Raw genomic sequence first — 22,737 nt, forward strand, 5'->3', positions numbered from 1 at the left:
TGCCGGGTCCTCCGGTTGTCACATCTCCTCCCTGCGTCACGGATGCCGAGAGCTCGGCGGGACGTGCCGGGGGCAGGTGCGTGCGGCAGGTGTGGGCGGCAGACGTTCAGCGCCAGGTCAGCCAGGCGGCGGGGTTGCGGCGGAGGACGGCGTCGGCGAGGTCGTCGCCACCCTCGGCTCTCAGCCGCGGGACGAACCTGTCGCCGAGGTATCGCAGCCCCGGCATGCCGCCGTATGCGATGTAGCGCGTGCGGCGGGCCACGTCGCCGCCGAGCAGGATGCGGTCCCCGCCGCCGGCCGCGGCGGTGGCGATCAGGCAGGACAGGATGACGGAGTCGGGATGCTCGCGCGCACGCGCGGGTCCGTCGTAGCCGAGGAATGCTCCCGTGGCCGCGAGCTCGGCGTGCAGCCCCGGGTCGGGATTGCGATCGACGTGCGCCAGGGCGACCCGGTCTGCCCGCACGCCGACGTCCGTCAGTGCATCGAGCGCCTCGAAGGCCGCGGTCCCGTGCTCGAGGTGCACCATGACCGGAGCGCCGGTCGCCGCGTGCGCGCGGCCGATCGCCTCGATGGAGCGTCGGGCGATGGCATCCAGTCGCCAGTAGCCCATCCCGGCTTTGAGGACACCCGCCCGGACCGCCGGATCGCGCGTTTGGCCTGGCTCGGCGGCGCCGAGCAGGAGGTCGTCCACGAACGCCGTCGCGAGGGTGTCGACGTCGGCAGACAGCAGCGGATGATCCTCGGCGTAGTGCTCGCGTCGGTGCAGTCCGGTCGTCAGGACCACCGTGATCCCGGTGGCCTCCGCGATGCGACGCGCGGCGGCGGGGCGACGCCCGAGACCGAGGGGTGTGGCATCCACGAGGGTCTTGAATCCGGATGCCGCGAACTGGCGCGTCTCTTCGGCACTGGCCGCTTCGTCGTCGAGGTCGTCGCCGGGGAGCAGTGGCGAGACCTGGAAGAGGTGCTCGTGATAGTCGACGTTCCCGAGCGCCTCGGGGGCGAGGTCGCCCGTGACGGTTCGGACGAACCCGCTCATGCGGGCACGGGGTGGGCGGGAGTCTGTCCGCGCAGGAGAGCGACCATGTCGTTCACGGCCATGCGTCCCATCCCGTCGACGCCCTCACGGGTCTGCGCCCCGAGATGCGCGGTGACGACCACGCGGTCGGCGAGGTCGGCGGCCAGCAGCGGCGATGCTGCGTCTCCGGCGGTCTCGATGGCGAGGGTGTCGGCGGCGTACGCGGCCACGCGTCCGCGCCGGGCGGCGCGGGCGACCGCCTCCTCGTCGACGAGGTCGGCGCGAGCCGTGTTCACGAGCAGAACGGGCCGGTCGGCGGCCGACAGCCACCGCTCGTCGATGACCTTCTGCCCGCCCGGCGCATGTAGTGTCACAACATCACAGCGGGTCGAGAGCGTCTCGGTGTCGGCGCGCTCGACGGTCTCGAAGAGCGGATCGCCGGCGTCGACCCAGGGATCGGCCCCCAGGACCGTGGCGCCGAACGCGCGCAGGCGCTCGGTCACGAGGCGTCCGATGCGACCGAGCCCGACGACCCCGACGGTCAGCGCAGAGAGCTCTCGCGCGGGCTTGCCCGACCAGTCGCCCGCGCGCACGCGACGATCCGCGGCCGGGATGCCCCGCAGCGCCGTCAGGAGGAGGGCGAGGGTGTGCTCGGCCACCGCGGCCGAGTTCGCGCCGGGAGTGTTCGTGACCGGGATGCCACGCGCCGCCGCCGCGGCCAGATCGACGTTGTCGACGCCGACGCCGTAGCGCGCGATCCCCTTCAGGTGCGGGGCGAGGTCGAGGTGGGCCGCGGTCACCGGGCCCGTGCCGGCGATCCACCCGTCGGCCTCGGCGAGCAGGGGAGCCAGCTCCTCGAGATCGTGCGACGAGCCGGCGCGGACGACGCGGTATCCCGCCTCCGCGAGGACCGCTCCGGGGTCGTACTCGCCCGACCCGAACGAGCGGGAGGTGACCAGCACGACCCCGGTCACGAGTCGGCCTCGGTGGCGTCGCCCTCGGCGTGACGCATGGCCGCGAGCTCGCTCTTCATGCGGCGGATGGCTTCGCTGTGGGCCGGGGAGCGGCGCAGCGCGACACCGGTGGCGAGGATGTCGATGACCACGAGCCCGGCGAGACGGCTCGTCGACGGGGTGTACACGTCGGTGTCTTCGAAAGTGCGCACGATCAGGGGAATATCCGCGACTTCGGACAGCGGGCTGACCCGGCCCGTCAGCGAGATCACGGTTCCGCCGGCCTTGCGCGCCGCCCGGGCGACGGTGAGGGTCTGCTCGGTGTGCCCGGTGTTCGAGATCGCCACGGTCACGCTGCGGGGACCCGACATCGTCGCGGCGATGAACTGCTGGTGAAAGTCCTCGGGGGCTTGGCAGGGGACCCCGAAGAGGGGGAACTTCTGCTGGGCGTCCTGCGCGATGATGCCGCTGGCGCCGAAGCCGACGAAGAGGATGTCGCTGGCATCCAGGATCGCCTCGATCGCACGCTCGACGGCTGCGGGCGCGAGGGTGCGGCGCGCGCGGTCGAGGCTCGAGATGGTGTGGTCGAAGATCTTCTCGGCCACGTCGCCCGAGGAGTCCGACGAGGTGATGGTCGAGTGGGTGACCGGCAGCCCGAGGGCGAGGGTCTGGGCGAGCTGGATCTTGAAGTCCTGGAACCCCTCGCAGCCGACCGAGCTGCAGAAGCGCATGACGGTGGGCTCGCTGACCTCGGCGGCCTCGGCGAGGCCGGCCATCGTGTACTGGGCGGCGCCGACGGGATTGTCGAGGACGATCGCGGCGACCCGCTGTTCGGAGCGGCGCAGGTGCGGCAGTTGACGGGTGATTCGCTCGAGAAGCGTGTCGGTGGACTCTTCGCTGGCCTGCTCGACGTCGAGGGTCATCGCGAGCTCCTTCCATGTAGTATGGCTACATCTTAGCCGATGCGGGCTCCCCCGCACAGCGCGACAGCACAGGAGGACGAAGATGTACCGACAAAGGCTGGAACTCACCGACCGTGTGGCGGTCGTGACCGGAGGCTCCCGCGGCATCGGGTTGGCGGTCGTCACCGCTCTCGAGGAGTTCGGGGCGACCGTCGTGATCGCCGACGTGCTCGATGAGGCCGGAACCGCCGCCGCGGCGTCGTTCGAGGGGGGACGGGTGTCGTACGTCCACCTCGACGTCACCGATGCTGCCGAGGTGGAGCGTGTCTTCGCGGATGTCGCCGCCCGCCTCGGTTCGATCGACATCCTCGTCACCTCCGCGGGCATCGCGAACCACCAACCCTCGCTCGAACTCGAGCGGGAAACGTGGGACCGGGTCCTCGCCGTGAATGCGACGGGCACGTTCTGGTGCGCGCGCGAGGCCGCGCGCCACATGCAGGAGCGTGGTGGTTCGATCGTCGCGATCGGCTCGATGTCGGGCGAGCTCGCGAACGCGCCCCAGCGCCAGGCCGCGTACAACGCCTCGAAGGGAGCGGTGCACCTCGCGGTGAAGTCGCTCGCGATCGAGTTCGCCGAGCAGGGCATCCGTGTCAACGCGGTCGCCCCCGGCTACGTCGGCACGGAGTTGACCAAAGAGGGCGTCCCCGGCGACTGGTGGGACGACTGGGTGCGCCGCACGCCGATGGGCCGCCTCGGCGCGCCCGAGGAGATCGGCTCCCTCGTCGCGTTCCTCGCGTCGGACGCCGCGTCGTACATGACAGGCTCGGTCGTGCTGATCGACGGCGGTTACTCGGCCTGGTGACCCGCGCCGGGCGCGGCGCTGCTGCCGCCGCTGTCGTGCTGCGCTGCCGCGGTCTCGCGCGCGGGCGCTGCCGCGCGCCCCGCGCCACGCATAAACGCTGTTCGCTCGCATAAACGCGCTCTCCTCGCGTTTATGCGCGTGGATCGCGTTTATGGGTGGGTCACCGCGCGCCCGCCCCGCGCCCCGTTGCGCCGTCCGTGCCCCCGCACGCGCCCCGCGCCACGCATAAACGCTGTTCGCTCGCATAAACGCGCTCTCCCCGTGTTTATGCGAGTGGATCGCGTTTATCGGTGAGCTACGGCGGTGCTCCGCGGCGCCGTCCCGCCGCCCCGCGGCTACGGCGGTGCTCCGCGGCGCCGTCCCGCCGCCCCGCGCCGCCGCGCGACCCCGTCGCGCCGCCCGCGCCACGCATAAACGCTGTTCGCGCGCATAAACGCTGTTCGCGCGCATAAACGCGCTCTCCCCGTGTTTATGCGAGGGGATCGCGTTTATGGGTCAGCTACGGCGCCGCCGCGCCCCCCCCGCTCCCGCGCCCCGCGCGTCACGCATAAACGCCGTTCGCTCGCATAAACGCGCTGTGCTCGTGTTTATGCGTGTGGATCGCGTTTATGGCCGACCCGCGGCGGTGCTCCGCGGCGCCGCCCCGCCGCGCCGCCGTGCGACCCCGTCGCGCCGCCCGCGCCCCGCCCCCGCCACGCCGCTCCGTCCCGCCCCGCGCGCGGCGCTGCCGCCGCCCCGCGCGACCGCCGCCTCACTCCAGAAACGCCACCGGAAGCGCGGCAACGGGCAGGCCGGAGTCGGCGATCAGCCGCTCGATCGCGTCGTGCTGCGCGTCGGGGGCGGTCACCTGCACCTTCTCGACGCCGTCGATCGGCGTTCCGCCGCCCCCGAACGAGAAGTACGTGACGTCGTGCTCGTCGACGAGCGTCGTGAGGAGGGCGTGGTACCCCGCCGCTTCGCCGGGGCCGATCTCGACGCCGAGCCGCGGTCCCGAGACCTCGACCGGCATCGCCGGATCCACCCCCGCCGCCTCGCGCAGTGTGTCGGCGTGAGCGACGAGGGGCAGCAGCTGCGCCCCGACCTCCGACCGTCGGCCGTCGAGCGAAGAGAGCGCGAAGCGCTCGGCATCCCAGATCGCCGCTTGGATCACGCTCTCCGGTGCGACCCGGAAGATCTCGGATGCCACGGCCTCCAGGTCGAACCCGAACTCGGGGCATCCCCTCCCGGCGTCGGCGTACGCCGAGACCCGGGTGCCTCCGGCGCCTTCGAGGTCGAAGCCCCACTCGACGGCATCCGGATACGCGGTGTCGCACGCGATGTCGCGAACCTCGGGGAACGCGGATGCATCGGCCGTGACCTGCACCCAGGACAAGGGATTCGCGAACAGCGGCGCCTCGACCCAGCGCTGCTTCTGCACGTCGGACACCCCGGGGACGCCCGTGATCTCGGCGGCCAGGGCGTCGAACGCGGGGTCGGGGCGGTCGAAGCGCGTCTCGTCGATCATCCAGCCGAACACCACCACCGCGGCGCCGCCGACGGCGATCGCCCCCAAGACGGCGGCGGCGATTCCGATGCGGGCACGTGTGGTCATCGGCATCCGTCGACCCCCCTGTCGTTTCGCGGCGACCCTAACGCGGGTGGGTGAACGAGGGGCGAACGGGCCGCGGAGGTCAGTCCCGGGCTGTCGCGTCGTCGCCGCGAGCGCGAGCGGCGGACGAAGAGCACGACGGCGCGGATCGCTGCCCCGACCGCGAGCAGAGTCAGGACGACGGATGCCATGAGCCCGGCGACGATGACGACGAATCCACCCGGCCGCTCGTCGTAGAAGTAGGTCGAGTGCTGCTCATCCCAGACGAGGAAGGAAGTGCCATACGCCATCGCCCCGCCGTACACGACGGGCACCAGCAGCAGCAGAAGGGCGCTCGAACCCGCCCACGCGAGAGGCTTCGCCATGGCGGACACCGTAACGGCGTCCGGTGTCCGCCGGGTGAACCGCGGGAGGGCAGCACACCGCGCGCATAAACGCGATCCCCGCCGATAAACGCGAGCAGAGCGCGTTTCTGTGCGCGGATCGCGTTTATGGCCGAACGGGACCCCCGCGGCTGCCGGATCGCCCCGCCCCCAGCCCCGCCCCGCCCGGCCCAAGCCCCGCCCTCAGCCCAGCGCCACCCGCACCTCGTGCCTCCCGGCCTCGGCCCGGCGGCGGAGTCCCGGCAGCTCGATCTCGGCACGCACGCCGATCGGCACCTCGCACGACAGCGTCACCTCGCCGTCCTCGACGCGCCAGTCGACCGACAGCTCGCCATACGGGGTCCGCACGGCGGCCGACGCCGACGACAGCGCGGTCCCGAGAACGCGCGGAGCGATCCGCGCCTCACGCCATCCCGGCGAGACCGCCTGGAGGCCCGCCACGTCGGCGTAGAACCAGTCCTCGATCGTGCCGAGGAAGTAGTGTCCGCGCGAGCGCGACTCCTCCTTCCAGTGCTCCCAGAGCGAGGTCGCGCCCCGCTCGACCCAGAAGCCCCAGCTCGGGAAGGTCGTCTGCAGGGCGACCGCGACCGCGACGTCGGCGTGGCCGAAGCGCGTGAGCTGAGGGAGCAGGTGCTTGGTCGCGAGCGCACCCGTCGACAGGTGGTGCCCGCGGTCGACGACGTCGGCGGCCAGGCGGTCGGCCGCGCGCTGCCGGTCCACGGCGGGGAGGATGTCGAAGGCCAGCGCCAGAGTCGTGTGGGCCTGGCGATACCCGGCGTCGTCCCGTCCGCGCACCTCGGCGGTCGCGGCATCCCAGAAGGCGCCGACGAAAGCGTCGCGCGAGCGCGCGGCGGCGGCCTCCCACTCGTCCGGATCCTCGCCCAGCACGCGGGCGATCGCGGCCGCCGTGTCGCACATCGCGATGACGAACGCCGTGGCGGCGATACGGGTGTCCTCGGGCGCGTTCCCCCCGCCCGGGTTGGTCTCGGGACTCACCCAGTCGCCGAGGGTCGTGTCGAAGAGACCGTCGACTCCGCGCTCGAGTTCGAAACGAAGGTAGTCGCGCGCGTCGGGCCATACGTCCGCGAGCACGCGCTCGTCGCCGCGCAGTTCGTGGAGGTCCCACGGCACCAGCACGAGAGCCGAGTGCCACGTCGGCGCGGGCGTCCAGTCCATGCTCCATCCGCCGTGCGGGGCGATCACCTCGGGGGCTCCCTCGCCGTGGCGGGATGCCGCGATGTCGTCGACCCACTTCGCGAGCAGCTCGTGCGTGTCGAGGTTGAGGAGCATCATGCGGGCGCCGACCATTCCGTCGCCGGTCCACCCGTTCTTCTCGTACTTCGGCGTATCGGTGGGGATGCCGTGCAGGTTGTTGAGGATCGTCCGCACCGTGAGCTCGTGCAGGGTGTTCAGCATCGGCGACGATGTCGCGAAGCGTCCCGTCCGCTCGGCGCGCGTATGGACCACCCGCGCGCGCAGGGTCGGCAGCGTCTTCGCGCGTACTTCGACGTGCTGGAAGCCGTGCCAGGTGAATCGCGGATGCCAACGCAGCGGCCGATCGGCGAGCGTGACGCGGTCCGTTTGGAACCGCCCGTCGAAGTACCCCTTCTCATCGTCGGAGTTCGGCGTCCCGTCCGCGCGGAGGCTCTCGCCGAACCGCAGCTCGATCTCGGCGCCCGGATCCGGATCGGCTTCGACCTCGACCCAGCCGGCGATGACGCGGGGGAACGAGACGACCCAGCGGCCCTCGTCGAGCTGCGTCACTCGCGTCGGTTCGAGCGCCTCGCCCTCCACGATCGGAGGCTGACGCTGCGGGACGGGAACCCCACGCGGCCCTTCGACCTCGCGGGCCGAGACCCACGCGCCGTCGTCGAACCCGGCGGTGCTCCACCCGGGCTGCTCGAGGCGTGCGTCGTAGTCCTCGCCGGCGTAGAGGTCGTCGAAGCGGGTCGGGCCCGCGGTGGTGGTCCACGCGGTGTCGCTCGCGACGATGCGCTCGCCGCGGGCGTCGCGGAGAACCAGCAGCACGCGCGCCGAGGGGTCGGCGTGCCAGGGCGCGGTCTCCCAGTTCCAGGTGTTGCGACCGCGCATGCCGTAGAAGCCGCGGCCGAGTTCGAGCCCGATCGCGTGGCGGCCGGGGGTCATCCGTTCCGTGACGTCGACGACCGTGTACTGCGCGCTCACCTCGTAGTCGGTGAAGCCGGGGCCGAGAACGCTGTCGTCGGGGGCGTCGCCGTCGATCTCGACGCGGGCGAGACCCCCGGCCCCGACCACGAGGTACGCCTCGTCGGGGGTGGCATCCACCTCGAACTCGGTGCGCAGCAGGGGAGCGGCCGGCCCGTCATCCGCGGCACCGATGAAGGTCGCGCCGCGCCAGTCGCCGTCGGTGACGGCGGTGACGAACGCGCCCGTCGCGACCGCGTCGCCGGCGGTCGTGGTGACCACCACCGTCCACTCGTGGCGACGGAGCGGAGCGAGCGGCGGGCCGTCGTAGGCGATGTCGACACTGCGGTCGGATGCGACGGGTCCACTCCGCCATCGCGTCTCGGTGCCGGTGCGCACGCTCAGGCGGTAGGAGAGCTGCCGGACGCCGTCGATGTCGGAGCGCAGGGTCCAGCCGAAGCGCGGCGATGCGGGCACGCCGACCGGGTCGACGGCGTGCTCGACGGTGAGGTCGGTGACGGAGATCATGCGGCGTCTCGCAGTTCGCGGAGTTCGGGGGCATCGCCCCAGTGGCGGTCGAGGGCGGCGTCGACGTCGGGGTGCTGCGCGAGGAAGGCGGCCAGGGCCACCGGCCGGTCCTGCGGGCGCGTCTGCTTCTGGTTGATCTCGCCCAGGAGGCTCCACCGCCGATCCCCGCGTTCCGCCGGCTCGGCGAAAGCGCCGATATAGGAGGTGTAGTCGAATACCTCGACCGCGTCGCCGACCTGGACGACGCCGAGGCGGAAGTCGGCGCACATGAACCACGTCACCGTCTCACCCGCGCGCGACGCCTGGACGCCGCTGCCGCTCTGCTGCAGGAGGTACGCGAGGTCCTCGTTGTCGGCGTGACGCGCGCGCCATTCGTCGCCGAACCGGCTGATCGTGGTCACCTCGAGGTCGCTCCAGCGCTCGCGCAGGCCCCCGAGCCAGCCTGCCCACGCATCGAGGGTGGTGGGGTCGTGAGCAAGCCCGCGCGCGACCTCGCTGATCTCGTAGTTGACGGTCAGCCAGCCGAGGCCGTTGCGCGCGACGTTGCGGTCGTTCAGGTGCGCCTCGCTCGTGGCATCCAGTTCTCTCAGCGCGTCCGCGCGCGGCAGGCGGTGGAGCGTCTCGATGGGGCCGAGCCCGAGTCGGGAGTTGTAGTCGGACGACATGCCCGCGGTGCGGGCGGCGACGAGGTCGACCGTCCAGCCGTCGAGCTGGACCGCGTCGATGCGGTCGTCGCCGCGGCCGGGCACGAGGAAGTGGCTCCGGGAGGGGTAGTAGGGATACGCGAGCGAGCCGTCTCCGTCTTGCAGATCGATGTCGAACTGGCTCCAGATGTTGCCCTGGACGGTTCGGATGCCGAGATCGCGCGCCCCAGCGATGTTCGCGGCCGAGAGGAACCCGGCGACCAGCGCGGTGGTCGGACGGTCGAAGTGGGTGTGGAGCAGGTCGACAGCGTCGGAGATGTCGCGAGCGACCTCGTCGCGCGTGCCGTAGAGGTTGGCGAAGAAGCCGCCGGGGACGAACGTGATGTCGTCGCCGTGCTCGGCGGCGAGACGCGCGAGCGTGCGGCGGATGTCGCGGTAGCGCGGGGAGTCGTCGGTCAGGGCGCCCCACGAGAGGGCCCACGTGAGAGAGGCGTCGGGGACCGCGCCGCGCACAGCGTCGGAGAAGCGCTCGACGAGAGCTGCGGAGTGGAGTTCGGTCTCGTCTTCCCAGAGGGAGGTGTCTCTCGTCGCCTCGATCTGGTGGCGGCGGACGATGGTGTTGATGGTCAGTCGTCGGCCGAGTGGCGGGCGTGTCTGCATGGGGCCTCACCCTATCCGCCGCCGCAGACGTTTGCGTAGTTCCACTAGCAATAATCCCGCGATGGAGTGCCGTTACGCATTCGATATGGGCGAATGAACCGATTTTGTGTAGTGTTGCTACCGACACCACGTTCCGCGGAAAGAGCCGCGCGACGATCGACGGAGATGAGGGAGTGGCCATGACGAAGTGGCTGAGGCACACGGCGGTAGCGGCGGTCGCGTTGACCACCGTAGGCGCGCTGAGCGGCTGCGCGGGAGGTGCCGGCGGCGGTCCCACCGAGCTCAGCTTCTTGATGTGGGGTGACGGCGGCGACACGCAGAAGGCGTACGAAGACGTCATCACCGAGTTCGAGGCGGCGAACCCCGACATCACGATCAACGCCGAGTTCTTCAACACGAACGACTACGACAACATCCTCAAGACCCGCCTCTCCGGTGGGGCCGGCCCCGACATCTACGGTTTCGACCTCGGCAACATCGACACGTTCGTCGCCGACGGCTTCGCCGCCGATCTCTCCGACGGGGGCGAGAGCTACCTGTCGAAGCTGACCCCCGAGGCCGCGAAAGACAGCCAGCGCGCCGGCGGCACCTACAACCTGCCGATCTCGCTCTCGGGCAACGGCATTATCTACAACAAGGCGCTGTTCGAGAAGGCGGGTATCGACGCCCCGCCCACGACCTACACCGAACTGCTGGCCGACTCGAAGAAGCTCTCGGATGCCGGGATCATCCCCTTCGCGATGAGCGCGCAGGACAACTGGTGGCCGCAGTTCATCGTCTACTACGCCCTCGCCGAGCACGGCGCGAACGAAGAGCTCGGCGCCGAGATGGCCGCTGGCAAGACGACCTTCTCCGACAGCAAGGCCTGGGCCGAGTCGCTCGACGTCGTCAAGGACCTCACTCCGTACTACATGCCCAACCCGGTTGGCACGAGCCAGACCGCTGCGCAGTCGGCGTTCCTCGGCGGGCAGGCGGCGATGTTCCCCGCGACGTGGATCCTGTCCGACGCGCGCGAGGCGGGCCTCGACCTCGGCTACATGAACTTCCCGACCGTCGACAAGCCGTCCGACGACATCTGGGGCACGTACCAGGTGCGGTTCGGCCTGAACCCGAACAACGGGGATGCCAAGCTCGCCGCCTCGCAGAAGTTCCTCGACTTCTTCCTCCAGGACGACACCTACAAGGCCTTCCTCGACAAGGTGAAGCTGTTCCCGACCACCAAGGACGTCGAGATCGGCGCCGACGTCGACCCGCTCTTCCCCGAGATGCAGGCCGCCTGGGAGGGCAAGACCTTCGTCGCCGCGTTCTCGCCCACCGACCCGAGCATCCAGGACGCGCTCCTGGTCGGGCTGCAGAACATCATCAGCGGACAGAAGAGCACCGAGCAGGTGCTGAGCGACCTCGACACCGCCCTCGCGCAGTACCGCGCCAACAACGGCTGAACCAACCGAACCGCCTCGCTCGGGAGTGCCCGGGCGAGGCGGTTCCCTTTTTGAAAGACGATCCCCCATGCCTCGTTCCCTCGCCCTGACAGTCACGACCGCGACGGCGCTGAGCGCCCTGGCCCTGGCATCCCTCACCGGATGCCAAGCCGGCTCGAGCGACACGACCACCCTCAGCTTCCTCATGTGGGGCGACGGCGGCGACACGCAGAAGGCCTATGAGAAGGTCATCGACGCGTTCGAAGCCGAGAACCCCGGCATCACGGTGAACGCCGAGTTCGTCAACACGAACGACTACGACAACGTCCTCAAGACGCGCCTGTCCGGCGGTGCCGGGCCCGACGTCTACGGGTTCGATCCGAAGAACCTCACCGACTTCGTCCGCGACGGCTTCGCCACCGACCTCTCGGGTGCCGACTTCTTCTCGCGTCTCGACGACGCGGCGGCGCAGGAAGCCCGCCGGGGAGCGGACGGGGATGCCGCGTACTCGGTGCCCATCTCGCAGTCGGGCAACGGCATCATCTACAACACCGCGCTGTTCGAGAAGGCGGGCATCGCCGAGGTTCCGCAGACCTACACCGAGCTGAAGGCCGCGGCCGAGAAGCTGTCCGCCGCGGGCATCACGCCGATCGCGATGAGCGCTCAGGACAGCTGGTGGCCGCAGTTCATCGCGTACTACGCGATGGCGCAGCACGTCTTCCCCGACGACCCGGGTGCCATCGAGGAGCTGCTCGCCGGAGAGAAGACCTTCGCGGACATCCCCGGCTACGCCGAATCGCTCGAGGTCGTGAAGGATCTCGTTCCGGCCTACATGCCCGACCCGCTCGGGACGAACCAGTCGGCCGCGAAGTCGGCCTTCCTCAGCGGGCAGGCGGCGATGTTCCCCGCGACCTGGATCCTCTCCGACGCGCGTGCGGCGGGCGTGGAGCCCGGCTACATGAACTTCCCCACCCTCGACGCCGACGTCGCCGACATGTGGGGGAGCTACCTGGTCGCGTGGGGGATCAACCCCGGCAACGATCGCGTCGACGCTGCCGAGAGCTTCATCGACTTCTTCTTCCAGGACGAGGTGTACACCGACTTCCTCACCTCGGTGAAGGCGTTCCCCACCACGGAGGGCATCGACGTCTCGGCGAACGACCCGCTCTTCCCCGACATGGTCGCGGCGTGGGAGGGCAAGACGTTCCGCCCCGTCGTGATCCCCGCGCACCCGCAACTGCAGGAGACGCTTCTCGTCGGCATGCAGAACCTCATCGCCGGGCGCAGTGACGTCGACACGGTGATCGACGAACTCGACGCCACACTCGTCGAGGTTCGGGCGAACGCCGACTGATCCGCGACGGGTCGCCGGTCCCGTCGCCTCGGGTTCGGGGCGTGTTTCTCCGTTTGGGGCGGGTGAATCCCTGCCCCGAGCGACAGAACACGCCCCGAATTTGCGGAGGGAGGGATGCCACTGGCTCGGGCGGTAGCGCGGCTACGCGAAACGGCCGCGGCGGCGATGGATTCTGCATCGACAGCGGCAGTATCGACCAGAAGATGTAGTATGGCTACACGACGAGAACGAGGATGTGCTTGTGACCTCCCTGCTGACGATCACCGATGATCGCACCACCGCGACGTTCGACCCCCAGACGGGCGGACTGCTCGCCCTCGACGGCCCGAACACCGGTCTCGCACCCCTCGCTGGCGGGCGACCGTCACTGTTCGTGCTCGAGATTCCGCGGGGCGGCGACCGGACGGTCGTCGTCGAGACGGCGGCGCAGACGCTCACGAACGTCGAGCGTGAGGGCGACGGCGCGCTGCGTCTGGTGTGGCGCGACCCCGTGACCTCCGCGGGCGAGCGGCTCGCGGGCGAGATCGGCGTCGACGCGCGCGTTCACAACGGGGCCCTGCGGCTGTCGCTGTCGTTCCACCTCGACGAGGGCGGCGTGGAGGCCGTGCGCTTCCCCTCGCTCGGCGGCATCCGTCCGGTCGAGGGCGCGCTCGAGCTCCGCGGGGTCGACTACTCCACGGGCACCCGCGTGTCGCTGCTGCCCGTGTTCGACTCCAACGCCCCGTACTGGGGGACGCTGTACCCCGACTACGCCAGCGGCAACCTGCGGCCCGAGCTGGTGGGCACGCCGACATCGCCCTTCGTGGTGCTGGCGAGCGAGACCGGCGGGGTCACGGTGCAGCCGGCCGCGCGCACTCTCGCCTTCATCGGGTGGCGCGCGAGCCTCGTGCCCGGCTTCGCCGACAGCCTGCGTCGCACGGCGGCGGCGGATGCGGCCGTGACTCTCGACGCGATCCACTTCCCCGCGGGAGACGGCGTCGGAGCCGACCTGCCTGAGATGGCCGTCGTCCCGTTCTCGGGGGAGTGGGAGCGCGGTCTCGACGCGTACCTGCCCACCCAGGACCCGACGCGGCGGAGCGCGGCATCCTGGCTCCGAGAGCCGCGCTCGTGGCTGCAGGTGCAACTCATGTCGACCGAGGGCGAACCCCGGTACGACTTCAACGCCCTCGTCGACATCATCGAGGAGTGCGCGCGCGAGGGCATCGGTGCGATCCAGATCGTCGGCTGGAACGAGGGAGGCCAGGACGGTCTCGTCCCGCAGCACCGACCCGCCGCCAAGCTCGGAGGCGAGGCGGGACTGCGCCGCGCGCTCGATCGCGCGCGTGAGCTCGACGTCGCCACCGTCCTGTACGTGAAGTACGTGTGGGTCGAGAAGCCCGGACCGCTGTGGGACGAGCTCGAGCCGTTCGTCTCGCGCGACCCGAACGGTCAGCCGTACGCCCAGCCCGGCCCGGTGTACCACTCGTCCCGCAAGCGCTACGGCATCAACCCCCCCTGGTACGTGCCGCTGTGCTTCGGCGTCGAGGCGCTGCGGCGGCGCTTCGCCGACGAGGTCGCCGAGATGGCCGCGTGGGGGGCCGATGGCATCCTGGCCGACGAATCGCTCTATCACGGGCGTGCCCTGCTGTGCTTCGCCGACGATCACGGCCACCCCGTGGGTGCCAGCGCGTTCACGTGGGATGCCGCCTTCGTCGAGGACATCCGCGCGGGACTCGGCGACCGCGCCGACACGTTCGTCATCGCAGCCGAGGGCGCGTACGACGACCAGTTCGCGCACTACGACGTGTCGTACTTCCGCAGCGCCTCGCCGACCCACCGCCCACTCGGCCGCCAGCTGCGTCCCGACGCCCGCATCGTGACCGCCCTCACCGGATTCGATGACCGCTCGATGGTCGCGCAGTGCCTCCTCTACGGGTACGCGATGAGCCTCGAGCCCTACAACTTCAAGGGGCGGCCGGGCGACATGCCCGCGACCGTCTCGCTCGCCCGACAGGCCGACGCCCTGCGCGATCGTCACCGCGATCGCCTGTGGAACGGGCGCCTCGTCGTCGATCACGACGTCGTCGTCCTCCGGCCGGACGGTTCCGTCCACGACCTCCTCACCGTGTGGGAGGGGGACGACGGTGGCCGCGCCCTCGTCGTGGCCAACTATGGCGACGAGGTGCTCTCCCTGCATCTCCCCGGCCTCGGCGACGCCGAGACCGACGACCTCGACGGGCTCCGCGCGCCGGTCTCGGACGGGCGCGTCGATGTGCCCGCCCGGAGCGCGACCGTCGTCATCCCCTCTCTCGACTCGATTGGATCGCTATGAGCAGTACACGCGTCGAGGACCCGCGGGTCCTCGCCCTGGACGACCCCACCGCCACCCAGGCGGTGACGACGCGCTCGCTGAAGGCGCGCCTGTGGACCGGTCGGTCGACGGCGGGCAAGTTCTGGATCGCCGTCGCTCCCGCGCTGATCCTCTACACCGTGTTCACGGTGTACCCGATGGGGCAGGTGATCGTCGCGAGCTTCACCGACGCCCGCGGGTTCAACCGGGCGTGGGACTTCGTCGGTGCCGACAACTTCGTGCGGATCTTCTCGGGCGACCCCGTACTCATGGAGGCGATCGGGAACACCGCGATCTACGGGTTCTTCAAGATCATCGTGCAGACGATCCTCGCGTTCCTCATCGCCGTGCTCCTGCACCGCCAGCTCCGGCTCGGCAACATCTACCGCGCGATCTTCTTCGCGCCGATGGTCATCTCCCCCGTGGCGATCGTGTTCACGTGGAGCTTCATGTATGACCCCACCACGGGGACGTTCAACACGCTGCTGCGCAGCATCGGGCTCGGAGGTCTCGCGCAGGACTGGCTCGGCAACTACGACCTCGCCCTGTACAGCGTCATCCTCGTCGACCTGTGGAGCGGTCTCGGCTTCAACGTCGTCATCTTCCTCGCGGGACTCTCGACGATCCCCGGCGAGATCCTCGAGGCGGCCAAGGTCGACGGCGCGCGGGGGTGGAAGGCGATGCGCTTCATCACGATCCCGCTCATGATCCCCTCGATCGGACTCGTGCTCGTGCTGTCGATCAACGGCGCCTTGCGGGCCTTCGACACCGTCTACCTGATGACGCGAGGCGGGCCGGGCAACTCGACCCAGCTGTTCATGACCCAGGTGTTCCAAGAGGGCCTGGTCAACAACAACTTCGGCTACGCCTCGGCGATGGCCGTGCTGGTCCTGATCGTGCTCATCGCGATCGCGGCCGTGCAGAACAGACTCAACAACCGCGTCGCCGCCGAGGAGGGCAACCGATGACCACGCACGCGCCCGCGCGCTCACGCTTCGATTCCCGGTCGATGCTGCGCTTGGCCCGCCGTCTCCCGATCAACCTGCTGCTGATCGTGCTGAGCATCGCGATGATCTACCCGATCGTCATCATCGTCATCACCGCGTTCAAGCCGAACCTCGAGGTCCTGACGAACCCCACCGGGCTGCCGCAGTCCCCGACCTTCGACAACTTCGTCACCTCGTGGCAGGATGCCGGCTTCACCAACCTCTTCTTCAACTCGGTGCTGCTCACGGTCTCGAGCATGACGATCGCCACCTTCGTCGCGGCCCTCGCGTCGTACGCGATCGTGCGCCAGGCCACGCGCATCGGCTCGGGCGTGTACCTGCTGCTCGCGGCCGGGATCTTCCTGCCCATGCAGCTCGCGCTCGTGCCGCAGTTCCGGGTGGTGCGCGATCTCGGGCTGATCAACAACTACGCCGGGGTGATCCTGATCTACATCGCCGGTGCCTTGCCGTTCGGCGTGTTCCTCATGGCGGCCTTCATGCGTCAGGTGCCGAAAGAGATCGTGGAGGCCGCGGTCATCGACGGCGCCGGGTACTTCACCCTCTTCCGTCGGATCTTCCTCCCGCTCGCGCGCCCCGCGATCGCGACGTTCTGGGTGCTGCAGGGCGTCGGTGTGTGGAACGACTACCTCGTTCCGCAGCTGCTGCTCACCGACCCCTCGAAGCGGACTCTGACCACCGGCGTGCTCTACTTCAAGGCGCAGTACCTCGCCGACTGGGGCAACATCATGGCCGCCGTTCTCATCATGAGCCTGCCGATCCTGCTGCTGTTCGTCTTCGCGCAGCGCTTCTTCGTCAGCGGTCTGTACGCCGGGGCGGTGAAGTGACGGCATGACCTCGCTCGACGATCGCGAGCGGGCGCGGTCGCTCGCCTCTCCGCTGTTCGGCGACCGGTGGGTGCAGGAGCACGCGGCGCTCCCGGTGCACGAGGTCGTCCCGGCATCCGTTCGCGACGGAGTCGGAAGAGCCCCGGATGCCGAGATACCGGCGCCGAAAGAAGACTCACCGCCCACGCGCGAGACGATCTCGCTCGACGGAGAATGGCTGCTCGCGGGTGCTCCCGCCGGCCGCGAGTTCGCGATCGAGCGGTGGTTCGGCGGACAGGCCCCTCCCGCGCCCGTGGGCTGGCACCGCCCCGACACCGACCGCTCGTCGTGGATCCGCGCGACCGTTCCGGGGACGGTCCAGGCCGCCCTCACCGCGGCGGGAGAAATCCCCGACCCGCTGTTGCACGACCACACCCACGCCGAACTCACCGAGCACGGCGTCCCGCGCGAGTGGCCGTGGTACTTCCGCCGCACCCGCGTCGAGGAGCAGCAGTGGTGGTACGCCCGGCGCTTCGACGTGCCGGCCGCGTGGCACGGGGAGCGGGTGCGCCTCGCGTTCGACGGGGTCGACGACGCGGCATCCTTCTGGCTCAACGGCGAGCCGATCGCCCGGCACACCGGAATGTACGGCGGCCCCGACATCGACGTGACCGCCCTGCTGCGCGGCGACGGCACCGACGAGATCGTCGTCCGCATCGACGCGCCCCCGCGCGACTGGCACGGCGTGCTCAAGCCCTCGCCGGGGTGGGGGTGGCACTACGGTCACCTCATCTCGATCGGGATCTGGCGCGGAGTCCGCCTCGAACGCGTGCCCGACCTCGAGCTCGACGACCTGTTCGTCTCGACGGCCCAGGCCGCGGAGGGTGCCGCGCGCCTGCGCGTCCAGTGGGACCTCGTCGCGCACGGCGACCCCGACACGGTCCCCGCGCGCGTGCGGGTGACCGACCCCGAGGGCGCGGTCGTCGCCGACATCACGGCCGAGGTCGTGGCATCCCGGGGCACGTCCCGACACGCGGTCGAGATCGACGTGCCGGACGCCCGGCTGTGGTGGCCTCTCGGCTACGGCGCGCAGCCGCTGTACCGCGTCGAGGCAAGCATCGACGGGTCTTCGCGCTCGACGACGGTCGGCATCCGCACCGTGGAGATGCGTGCGCTGCCCGAGGTATCGGGCGACGACGTCTACGACTGGCGATTCGTGGTCAACGGGCGTCCGCTCTTCCTCAAGGGCGCGAACTGGTGCTTCACCGACCCGATGGCTCGACGCGGGTTCGACGTCGACCGGCACATCCTCGACCTGTGCGTGCGCGCGAACCTCCAGATGCTCCGCGCCTGGGGCGGCGGGACGATCGAGAGCGACGCCTTCTACGACGAGTGCGATCGTCGCGGCATCCTCGTCCTCCAGGAGTTCCCGCTCTCGTTCGGACTCGACGCCACGGGGGCCACCCTCGCCGTCGCCGATGAGCAGGCGTCGCGCATCGTCCGGCGTCTGCGCACCCACCCGTCACTCGTGATGTGGGGCGGGGGCAACGAGAACCCCGAGACCGTCTCGGGCGACGATCTGCTCACGGTGATCGGCACGCGCGTGCGGCAGTACGACCCCACGCGCCCCTTCCACCGCACCGACCCGTGGGGCGGAAGCGAGCACTTCTACGGCGTGTACCACGAGGGTCAGCCCGTCGAGGCGTACGCCGAGCACGTCCCGCCGGTGTTCGGGGAGTACGGGCTGTCGAGCCAGTGCGATCTCGACAGCATGGCGCGCTTCCTCGATCCGGCCCTGCTGGAGCAGTGGCCGCCTCCCGCGCACGGCGCGATCCTGCAGCACCAGGCGCAGTTCTCGCTCTTCGACCTGTTCAAGCAGGCGCGCTACGCGCACTACGGTCCCCTCACTGACTGGGCGACGTTCGTCGAGTACTCGCAGCTCGCGCAGGGCGATGCGCTGCGCTTCGCCTCGGAGCGCCTGCGCGCCCACGCGGGGGAGCGCACCGCGGCCTACTGGTTCTACAAGGTGGGCGAGGTTTTCCCGGGCGCCTCCTGGGCGATCGTCGACTATTACGGCCGCGCGAAGCTGTCGTACTACCGCGCGCGCCAGTTCGGCGCCGCCCGGACGGCCTTCGCGGTGTACGACCGGACGGCGCTCGCCGCGGGCGAGACGTTCTCGGCCGAGGTGCACGTCGCGAATGACACTCCCGAGGCCCTCGTCGGTGCGGTGACGGCCCGGCTGTACGACGCCCGGTTCGGCGTGATCGCCGAGCGGGCGGCATCCGTGGACCTGGATGCCGACTCCCACGCCCTCGCGTTCACGCTCGAGGCCGAGGTCCCTGCCGACGAGGTGCTCGTGCTGGCGGTGCACCTTCGCGACACGCGTGGCGAGCGCGTCTCGTCGGCCTGGTACGCGCTGAACGCGCAGCCGAAGAGCGCGGAGGTCGCGGCCCTCGAGGCCGAGCCGCTCGACAGCCTGACCGACCGGCCGATCGAGGAACTGCTCGCCCCCTACGCCACGGGCCCCGCGCCGCTCAAGGAACAGCCCCGCACACGGTTGGAGGCGCGTTTCTCCGACGGGGTGCTGCGCGTGCGCAATGTCGGCGCGGTTCCGGCGCCGATCGTGCTCATCGACGGTTTCCCGACCGCGCCCGGTGCGTGGCTCGACGACAATGCCTTCGGCCTCGAGGCGGGGGAGGAGCGTGTGATCGCCTACGACCTCGCCAGCGCCTCCTGGCCGCGTCCGCGCGTGCGGGCGTGGAACGCGGATGCCGTGGCGGTGACGTCGTGACCGTGCCCCGCATCCTCGCGACCTGCGGCGGCTGGGCCGACGCGTCGTGGGGCGACGTGCGCTTCGGCCCCCTCCTGCGCTTCGCCCTCGACCTCACCGGGGTCGAGGGGCGCCCGCGGGTCGTGTTCGTCAACACCGCCGGGGGAGACCAGCGCGTCGACGAGGGGCGCGAGCTCGCCGCGGCGATGGCGGCGGGGGTGGATGCCGTGCACCTGCGCCTCTTCGGACGCACGGCCCTCGATCTGGACGAGGTCGTCGGCACGGCCGACCTCATCTGGGCGGGCGGCGGCAGCGTCGCGAACCTGCTGCCGGTGTGGCGGACGCACGGCCTCGACGTCGCGCTGCGCCGGGCGTGGGAGCGCGGGACACTGCTGGCCGGGACCTCGGCGGGCGCACTGTGCTGGCACGAGGGCGGTCCGACCTCGGGCTTCGGCGAGATCCGCACGGTGACGAACGGCCTGGGCTTCATCCCCGGCTCACTCGGAGTGCACTACGACTCGCAACCCGAGCGGCGCCCCGCGCTGCACGCGGCCGTCGCGTCGGGCGCGCTGCCGGGCGGGTTCGGCCTCGACGAGGGCACCGGCGTGCTGTACGAGGGAACGCGCGCGGTGGACGTCGTCACCGAGCTGCCCGGGGGCGCGGTGCATCGCGTCGATCGCTTCGGCGACGGGGTGGTCGAGGAGGCTCTCCCGACGCGGGTGCTGTGAGGCGTCCGTCGTTCCGTCGGGCGCGGCGCGGTGTCGGAGGCCCGCCGTAGCCTGTGGGCATGATCGACCTCCTCACCGGCCCCGACGGCGTCACGCGATGCGGCTGGGTCGGCGACGACCCCGAGTACCGCCGGTACCACGATGAGGAGTGGGGCACCGAGCTGCGCGGCGACCGCCCGCTGTTCGAGAAGATGAGCCTCGAAGGCTTCCAGGCGGGTCTGTCCTGGATCACGATCCTGCGCAAGCGCCCCCGCTTCCGCGAGGTGTTCCACGGCTTCGAGCCGGCGGTCGTCGCCGCGTTCGGCCCCGACGACGTCGAGCGATTGCTTCAGGATGCCGGCATCATCCGGCACCGCGGAAAGATCGAGGCCGTGATCGGCAACGCGACGATCGTGGCCGGGATGGCAGAGGGGGAGCTCGACGCCCTGCTGTGGTCGTTCGCCCCCGCGGAGCACGCCCCACCGGCGACGTTCGCCGAGGTGCCGCCGGTGACGCCCGAGTCGACGGCGATGAGCAAAGAGCTGCGTCGGCGCGGCTTCCGCTTCGTCGGTCCGACCACGATGTACGCCCTCATGCAGTCCTCCGGCATGGTCGACGACCACGTCGCGGGGTGCTGGCGCGCGGCAGCCTGACGCCGCGGTCGCTCAGGCGGACCCGTCTTCCCTCTCCGCGTCGAGCTCTTTGAGGCGGCGCAGCTTCGACCAGGGCACGAAGGCGATCCAGGCGACGGAGGCGATCGACGCGCCCATGATCATCGATGAGATGTCCATGCCTCGACGCTAGGGAAGGGGCCGGTCCCGCGGATCCGTCGGGCGACGGAGATGTGCGCTCACCCGCTAGACTGGTTGACGGAGCTTTCGCTCCCAGCGTCGTCGAACGCACCGGCCCCTTTCTCTCGGGCCTTTGACCTTCACGGCGAACGGATGCGCCACCCGGCGCCTTCGCCCCTTGCAGCCGCAGCATCGCGGCATCCCGAATCGCCGTGTGCGCGTGCGCCGCGGCAGGAGTATTCATGACGTCCCAGACTTTCGCCGACCTCGGCGTGCCCGCCCCCCTCATCGACGTTCTCGCCGCCCAGGGTAAGAACGAGCCCTTCCCGATCCAGGCCGACACCCTGCCCGACACCCTCGCCGGGCGCGACGTGCTCGGCCGTGGCAAGACCGGCTCGGGCAAGACCCTCGCCTTCTCGCTGCCGCTCGTCGCGCGCCTCGCCACGAACACCGACCGCCGCCGTGGCCGCAAGCCCCGCGCGCTCGTGCTCGCCCCGACGCGTGAGCTCGCCAACCAGATCGACGAGGTCATCAAGCCCCTCGCCGCGGCGTACCAACTCGTGACGACCACCGTCTACGGCGGCGTGAACCAGAAGCGCCAGGTCGACGCGCTCAACGCGGGCGTCGACATCCTGGTCGCGTGCCCCGGCCGCCTCGAGGACCTCATCGGCCAGGGCTTCGCGAACCTCGGCGACATCGAGATCACGGTGCTCGACGAGGCCGACCACATGGCCGACCTCGGCTTCCTCCCCGGCGTCACGCGCCTGCTGGCTCGCACGCCCGCCGATGGCCAGCGTCTGCTCTTCTCGGCGACGCTCGACAACGGTGTGGACAAGCTGGTCAAGCGGTTCCTCCGCAACGAGGTGCTGCACTCGGTCGACGAGGCCCACTCGCACGTCGCCGCGATGACCCACCACGTCTTCGCCCCGGTCGACGCGGATGCCAAGAAGGACCTCGTGCAGACCCTCGCCTCGGGCACGGCACGCCGCATCCTCTTCATGCGCACGAAGCACCAGGCGAAGAAGCTCGCGAAGCAGCTCACCGCCTCGGGCATCCCCGCCGTCGACCTGCACGGCAACCTCTCGCAGCCCGCTCGCGACCGCAACCTCGCCGCCTTCGGCGACGGCCGCGCGAAGGTCCTCGTCGCCACCGACGTCGCCGCGCGCGGCGTGCACGTCGACGGTGTCGAGCTGGTCGTGCACGTCGACCCGCCCGTCGAGCACAAGGCGTACCTGCACCGCTCGGGTCGCACCGCCCGCGCGGGCTCGGCCGGCGACGTCGTCACGATCATGCTCCCCGAGCAGCGTCGCGACACCCTCGACATCCTCCGCAAGGCCAAGATCTCGGCCACCCCGCAGCAGGTCACCTCGACCTCGCCCGAGGTCGTCGCCCTCGTCGGCGAGGTCGCCCCGTACGTCAAGCCCGAGCCGGTCGTCGCGCAGCCCCAGGGCGGCGGACGTTCGCAGGGCGCCAACGCGCAGCGCAAGCGCGCGGCGCGCGGCGAGGGTCAGCAGCCCGCCGGTCGCTCCGGTGGTCAGGGCGGCGGCGGTCGTCGTCGTGGCGCGGGTGCCGCGGCATCCGACGCTCCGGCCGCGGGTCGCGCTCCCCAGGGCGGTCGTGGCGGCCAGCGGTCCGGCGCCGGTCGCGGTCAGGGCGGCGCGGGTGCGCAGCGCACCGGTGCGTCCGCCGGTCGTCCGCAGGGCGCCGGTCGTTCGGCATCCGGCACTCCCACGACCGGCATGGTCGTCGGCGCCCGCAACCCGCGCACGAACCGTCGCGCCCAGGGCTGAGTCTGTTCTCCGGTGCCCCCGCGGATTCGTCCGCGGGGGCACCGTCGTCTCCGCCGCGAGTCGCGGC

18 protein-coding genes are annotated in these 22,737 nt (G+C 70.8%); 10 read left to right on the top strand and 8 right to left on the bottom strand.

Annotation, left to right across the window (positions count from 1 at the left end):
- Positions 1-106: 106 nt before the first annotated feature.
- From ACMW4R_RS05205 to ACMW4R_RS05215, 3 genes are read right to left on the bottom strand one after another with little or no spacing between them, the layout of a single operon-like run.
- Positions 107-1,036, bottom strand: coding sequence for a phosphotriesterase family protein (locus tag ACMW4R_RS05205; RefSeq protein WP_418299346.1), 930 nt, complete (start codon positions 1,034-1,036; stop codon positions 107-109).
- Positions 1,033-1,989 (bottom strand): NAD(P)-dependent oxidoreductase, encoded by a 957-nt coding sequence (locus tag ACMW4R_RS05210; protein WP_058630260.1) that lies wholly within the window; start codon positions 1,987-1,989, stop codon positions 1,033-1,035. Before ACMW4R_RS05210 ends, ACMW4R_RS05205 begins: the two co-directional genes overlap by 4 nt.
- The gene (locus ACMW4R_RS05215) at positions 1,986-2,891 is read right to left on the bottom strand and encodes an SIS domain-containing protein (RefSeq protein WP_058597295.1); all 906 of its coding nucleotides are present in this window, start codon (positions 2,889-2,891) and stop codon (positions 1,986-1,988) included. The genes ACMW4R_RS05210 and ACMW4R_RS05215 overlap by 4 nt, the downstream gene beginning before the upstream one ends.
- An 82-nt stretch (positions 2,892-2,973) precedes the next feature.
- Between ACMW4R_RS05215 and ACMW4R_RS05220 the strand changes: the two genes are divergently transcribed.
- A complete protein-coding gene (locus tag ACMW4R_RS05220; protein ID WP_058597294.1) occupies positions 2,974-3,732 on the top strand; it encodes an SDR family NAD(P)-dependent oxidoreductase in 759 nt (252 codons plus the stop codon).
- A 751-nt stretch (positions 3,733-4,483) separates the two neighbouring features.
- On the opposite strand, the gene ACMW4R_RS05225 is transcribed toward ACMW4R_RS05220, so the two are convergent.
- From ACMW4R_RS05225 to ACMW4R_RS05240, 4 genes are all read right to left on the bottom strand, one after another.
- Complete coding sequence (locus tag ACMW4R_RS05225; RefSeq protein WP_418299347.1) at positions 4,484-5,323, bottom strand: hypothetical protein; 840 nt, start codon at positions 5,321-5,323, stop codon at positions 4,484-4,486.
- Complete coding sequence (locus ACMW4R_RS05230) at positions 5,320-5,685, bottom strand: hypothetical protein (protein ID WP_418299348.1); 366 nt, start codon at positions 5,683-5,685, stop codon at positions 5,320-5,322. The genes ACMW4R_RS05225 and ACMW4R_RS05230 overlap by 4 nt, the downstream gene beginning before the upstream one ends.
- Positions 5,686-5,886: 201 nt before the next feature.
- Complete coding sequence (locus ACMW4R_RS05235; protein ID WP_418299349.1) at positions 5,887-8,394, bottom strand: family 78 glycoside hydrolase catalytic domain; 2,508 nt, start codon at positions 8,392-8,394, stop codon at positions 5,887-5,889.
- The gene (locus ACMW4R_RS05240) at positions 8,391-9,698 is read right to left on the bottom strand and encodes a DUF3863 domain-containing protein (protein ID WP_418299350.1); all 1,308 of its coding nucleotides are present in this window, start codon (positions 9,696-9,698) and stop codon (positions 8,391-8,393) included. Before ACMW4R_RS05240 ends, ACMW4R_RS05235 begins: the two co-directional genes overlap by 4 nt.
- A 179-nt stretch (positions 9,699-9,877) precedes the next feature.
- On the opposite strand from ACMW4R_RS05240, the gene ACMW4R_RS05245 reads away from it, so the two are divergent.
- From ACMW4R_RS05245 to ACMW4R_RS05280, 8 genes are all read left to right on the top strand, one after another.
- Positions 9,878-11,140, top strand: a complete 1,263-nt coding sequence (locus tag ACMW4R_RS05245) for an ABC transporter substrate-binding protein (protein ID WP_058595791.1) — start codon at positions 9,878-9,880, stop codon at positions 11,138-11,140.
- A gap of 67 nt (positions 11,141-11,207) precedes the next feature.
- A complete protein-coding gene (locus tag ACMW4R_RS05250; protein WP_058613930.1) occupies positions 11,208-12,473 on the top strand; it encodes an ABC transporter substrate-binding protein in 1,266 nt (421 codons plus the stop codon).
- A gap of 241 nt (positions 12,474-12,714) precedes the next feature.
- On the top strand, positions 12,715-14,784 hold the full coding sequence (locus ACMW4R_RS05255; protein ID WP_418299351.1) for a DUF6259 domain-containing protein: 2,070 nt from the start codon (positions 12,715-12,717) through the stop codon (positions 14,782-14,784).
- Positions 14,781-15,770 carry a carbohydrate ABC transporter permease gene (locus ACMW4R_RS05260; RefSeq protein WP_058595788.1) on the top strand — a complete coding sequence of 330 codons (990 nt, stop codon included), beginning with the start codon at positions 14,781-14,783 and terminating at the stop codon, positions 15,768-15,770. The genes ACMW4R_RS05255 and ACMW4R_RS05260 overlap by 4 nt, the downstream gene beginning before the upstream one ends.
- Positions 15,767-16,633, top strand: a complete 867-nt coding sequence (locus ACMW4R_RS05265) for a carbohydrate ABC transporter permease (protein ID WP_058595787.1) — start codon at positions 15,767-15,769, stop codon at positions 16,631-16,633. The genes ACMW4R_RS05260 and ACMW4R_RS05265 overlap by 4 nt, the downstream gene beginning before the upstream one ends.
- Before the next feature lie 4 nt (positions 16,634-16,637).
- Positions 16,638-19,403 carry a glycosyl hydrolase 2 galactose-binding domain-containing protein gene (locus tag ACMW4R_RS05270; RefSeq protein WP_418299352.1) on the top strand — a complete coding sequence of 922 codons (2,766 nt, stop codon included), beginning with the start codon at positions 16,638-16,640 and terminating at the stop codon, positions 19,401-19,403.
- The gene (locus ACMW4R_RS05275) at positions 19,400-20,110 is read left to right on the top strand and encodes a Type 1 glutamine amidotransferase-like domain-containing protein (protein ID WP_418299353.1); all 711 of its coding nucleotides are present in this window, start codon (positions 19,400-19,402) and stop codon (positions 20,108-20,110) included. Before ACMW4R_RS05270 ends, ACMW4R_RS05275 begins: the two co-directional genes overlap by 4 nt.
- A 59-nt stretch (positions 20,111-20,169) precedes the next feature.
- Complete coding sequence (locus ACMW4R_RS05280; RefSeq protein WP_058613927.1) at positions 20,170-20,742, top strand: DNA-3-methyladenine glycosylase I; 573 nt, start codon at positions 20,170-20,172, stop codon at positions 20,740-20,742.
- Positions 20,743-20,754: 12 nt separating this feature from the next.
- Here the strand turns inward: ACMW4R_RS05280 and ACMW4R_RS05285 are convergent, their stop codons facing one another.
- Positions 20,755-20,880, bottom strand: a complete 126-nt coding sequence (locus ACMW4R_RS05285) for a hypothetical protein (RefSeq protein WP_275044487.1) — start codon at positions 20,878-20,880, stop codon at positions 20,755-20,757.
- A 242-nt stretch (positions 20,881-21,122) separates the two neighbouring features.
- On the opposite strand from ACMW4R_RS05285, the gene ACMW4R_RS05290 reads away from it, so the two are divergent.
- Positions 21,123-22,670, top strand: coding sequence for a DEAD/DEAH box helicase (locus ACMW4R_RS05290; protein WP_058595784.1), 1,548 nt, complete (start codon positions 21,123-21,125; stop codon positions 22,668-22,670).
- Positions 22,671-22,737 lie beyond the last annotated feature (67 nt).

Origin of the sequence: Microbacterium sp. S1037 (assembly GCF_048381605.1) — a bacterium.
GTDB classification, from domain to species: domain Bacteria; phylum Actinomycetota; class Actinomycetes; order Actinomycetales; family Microbacteriaceae; genus Microbacterium; species Microbacterium testaceum_B.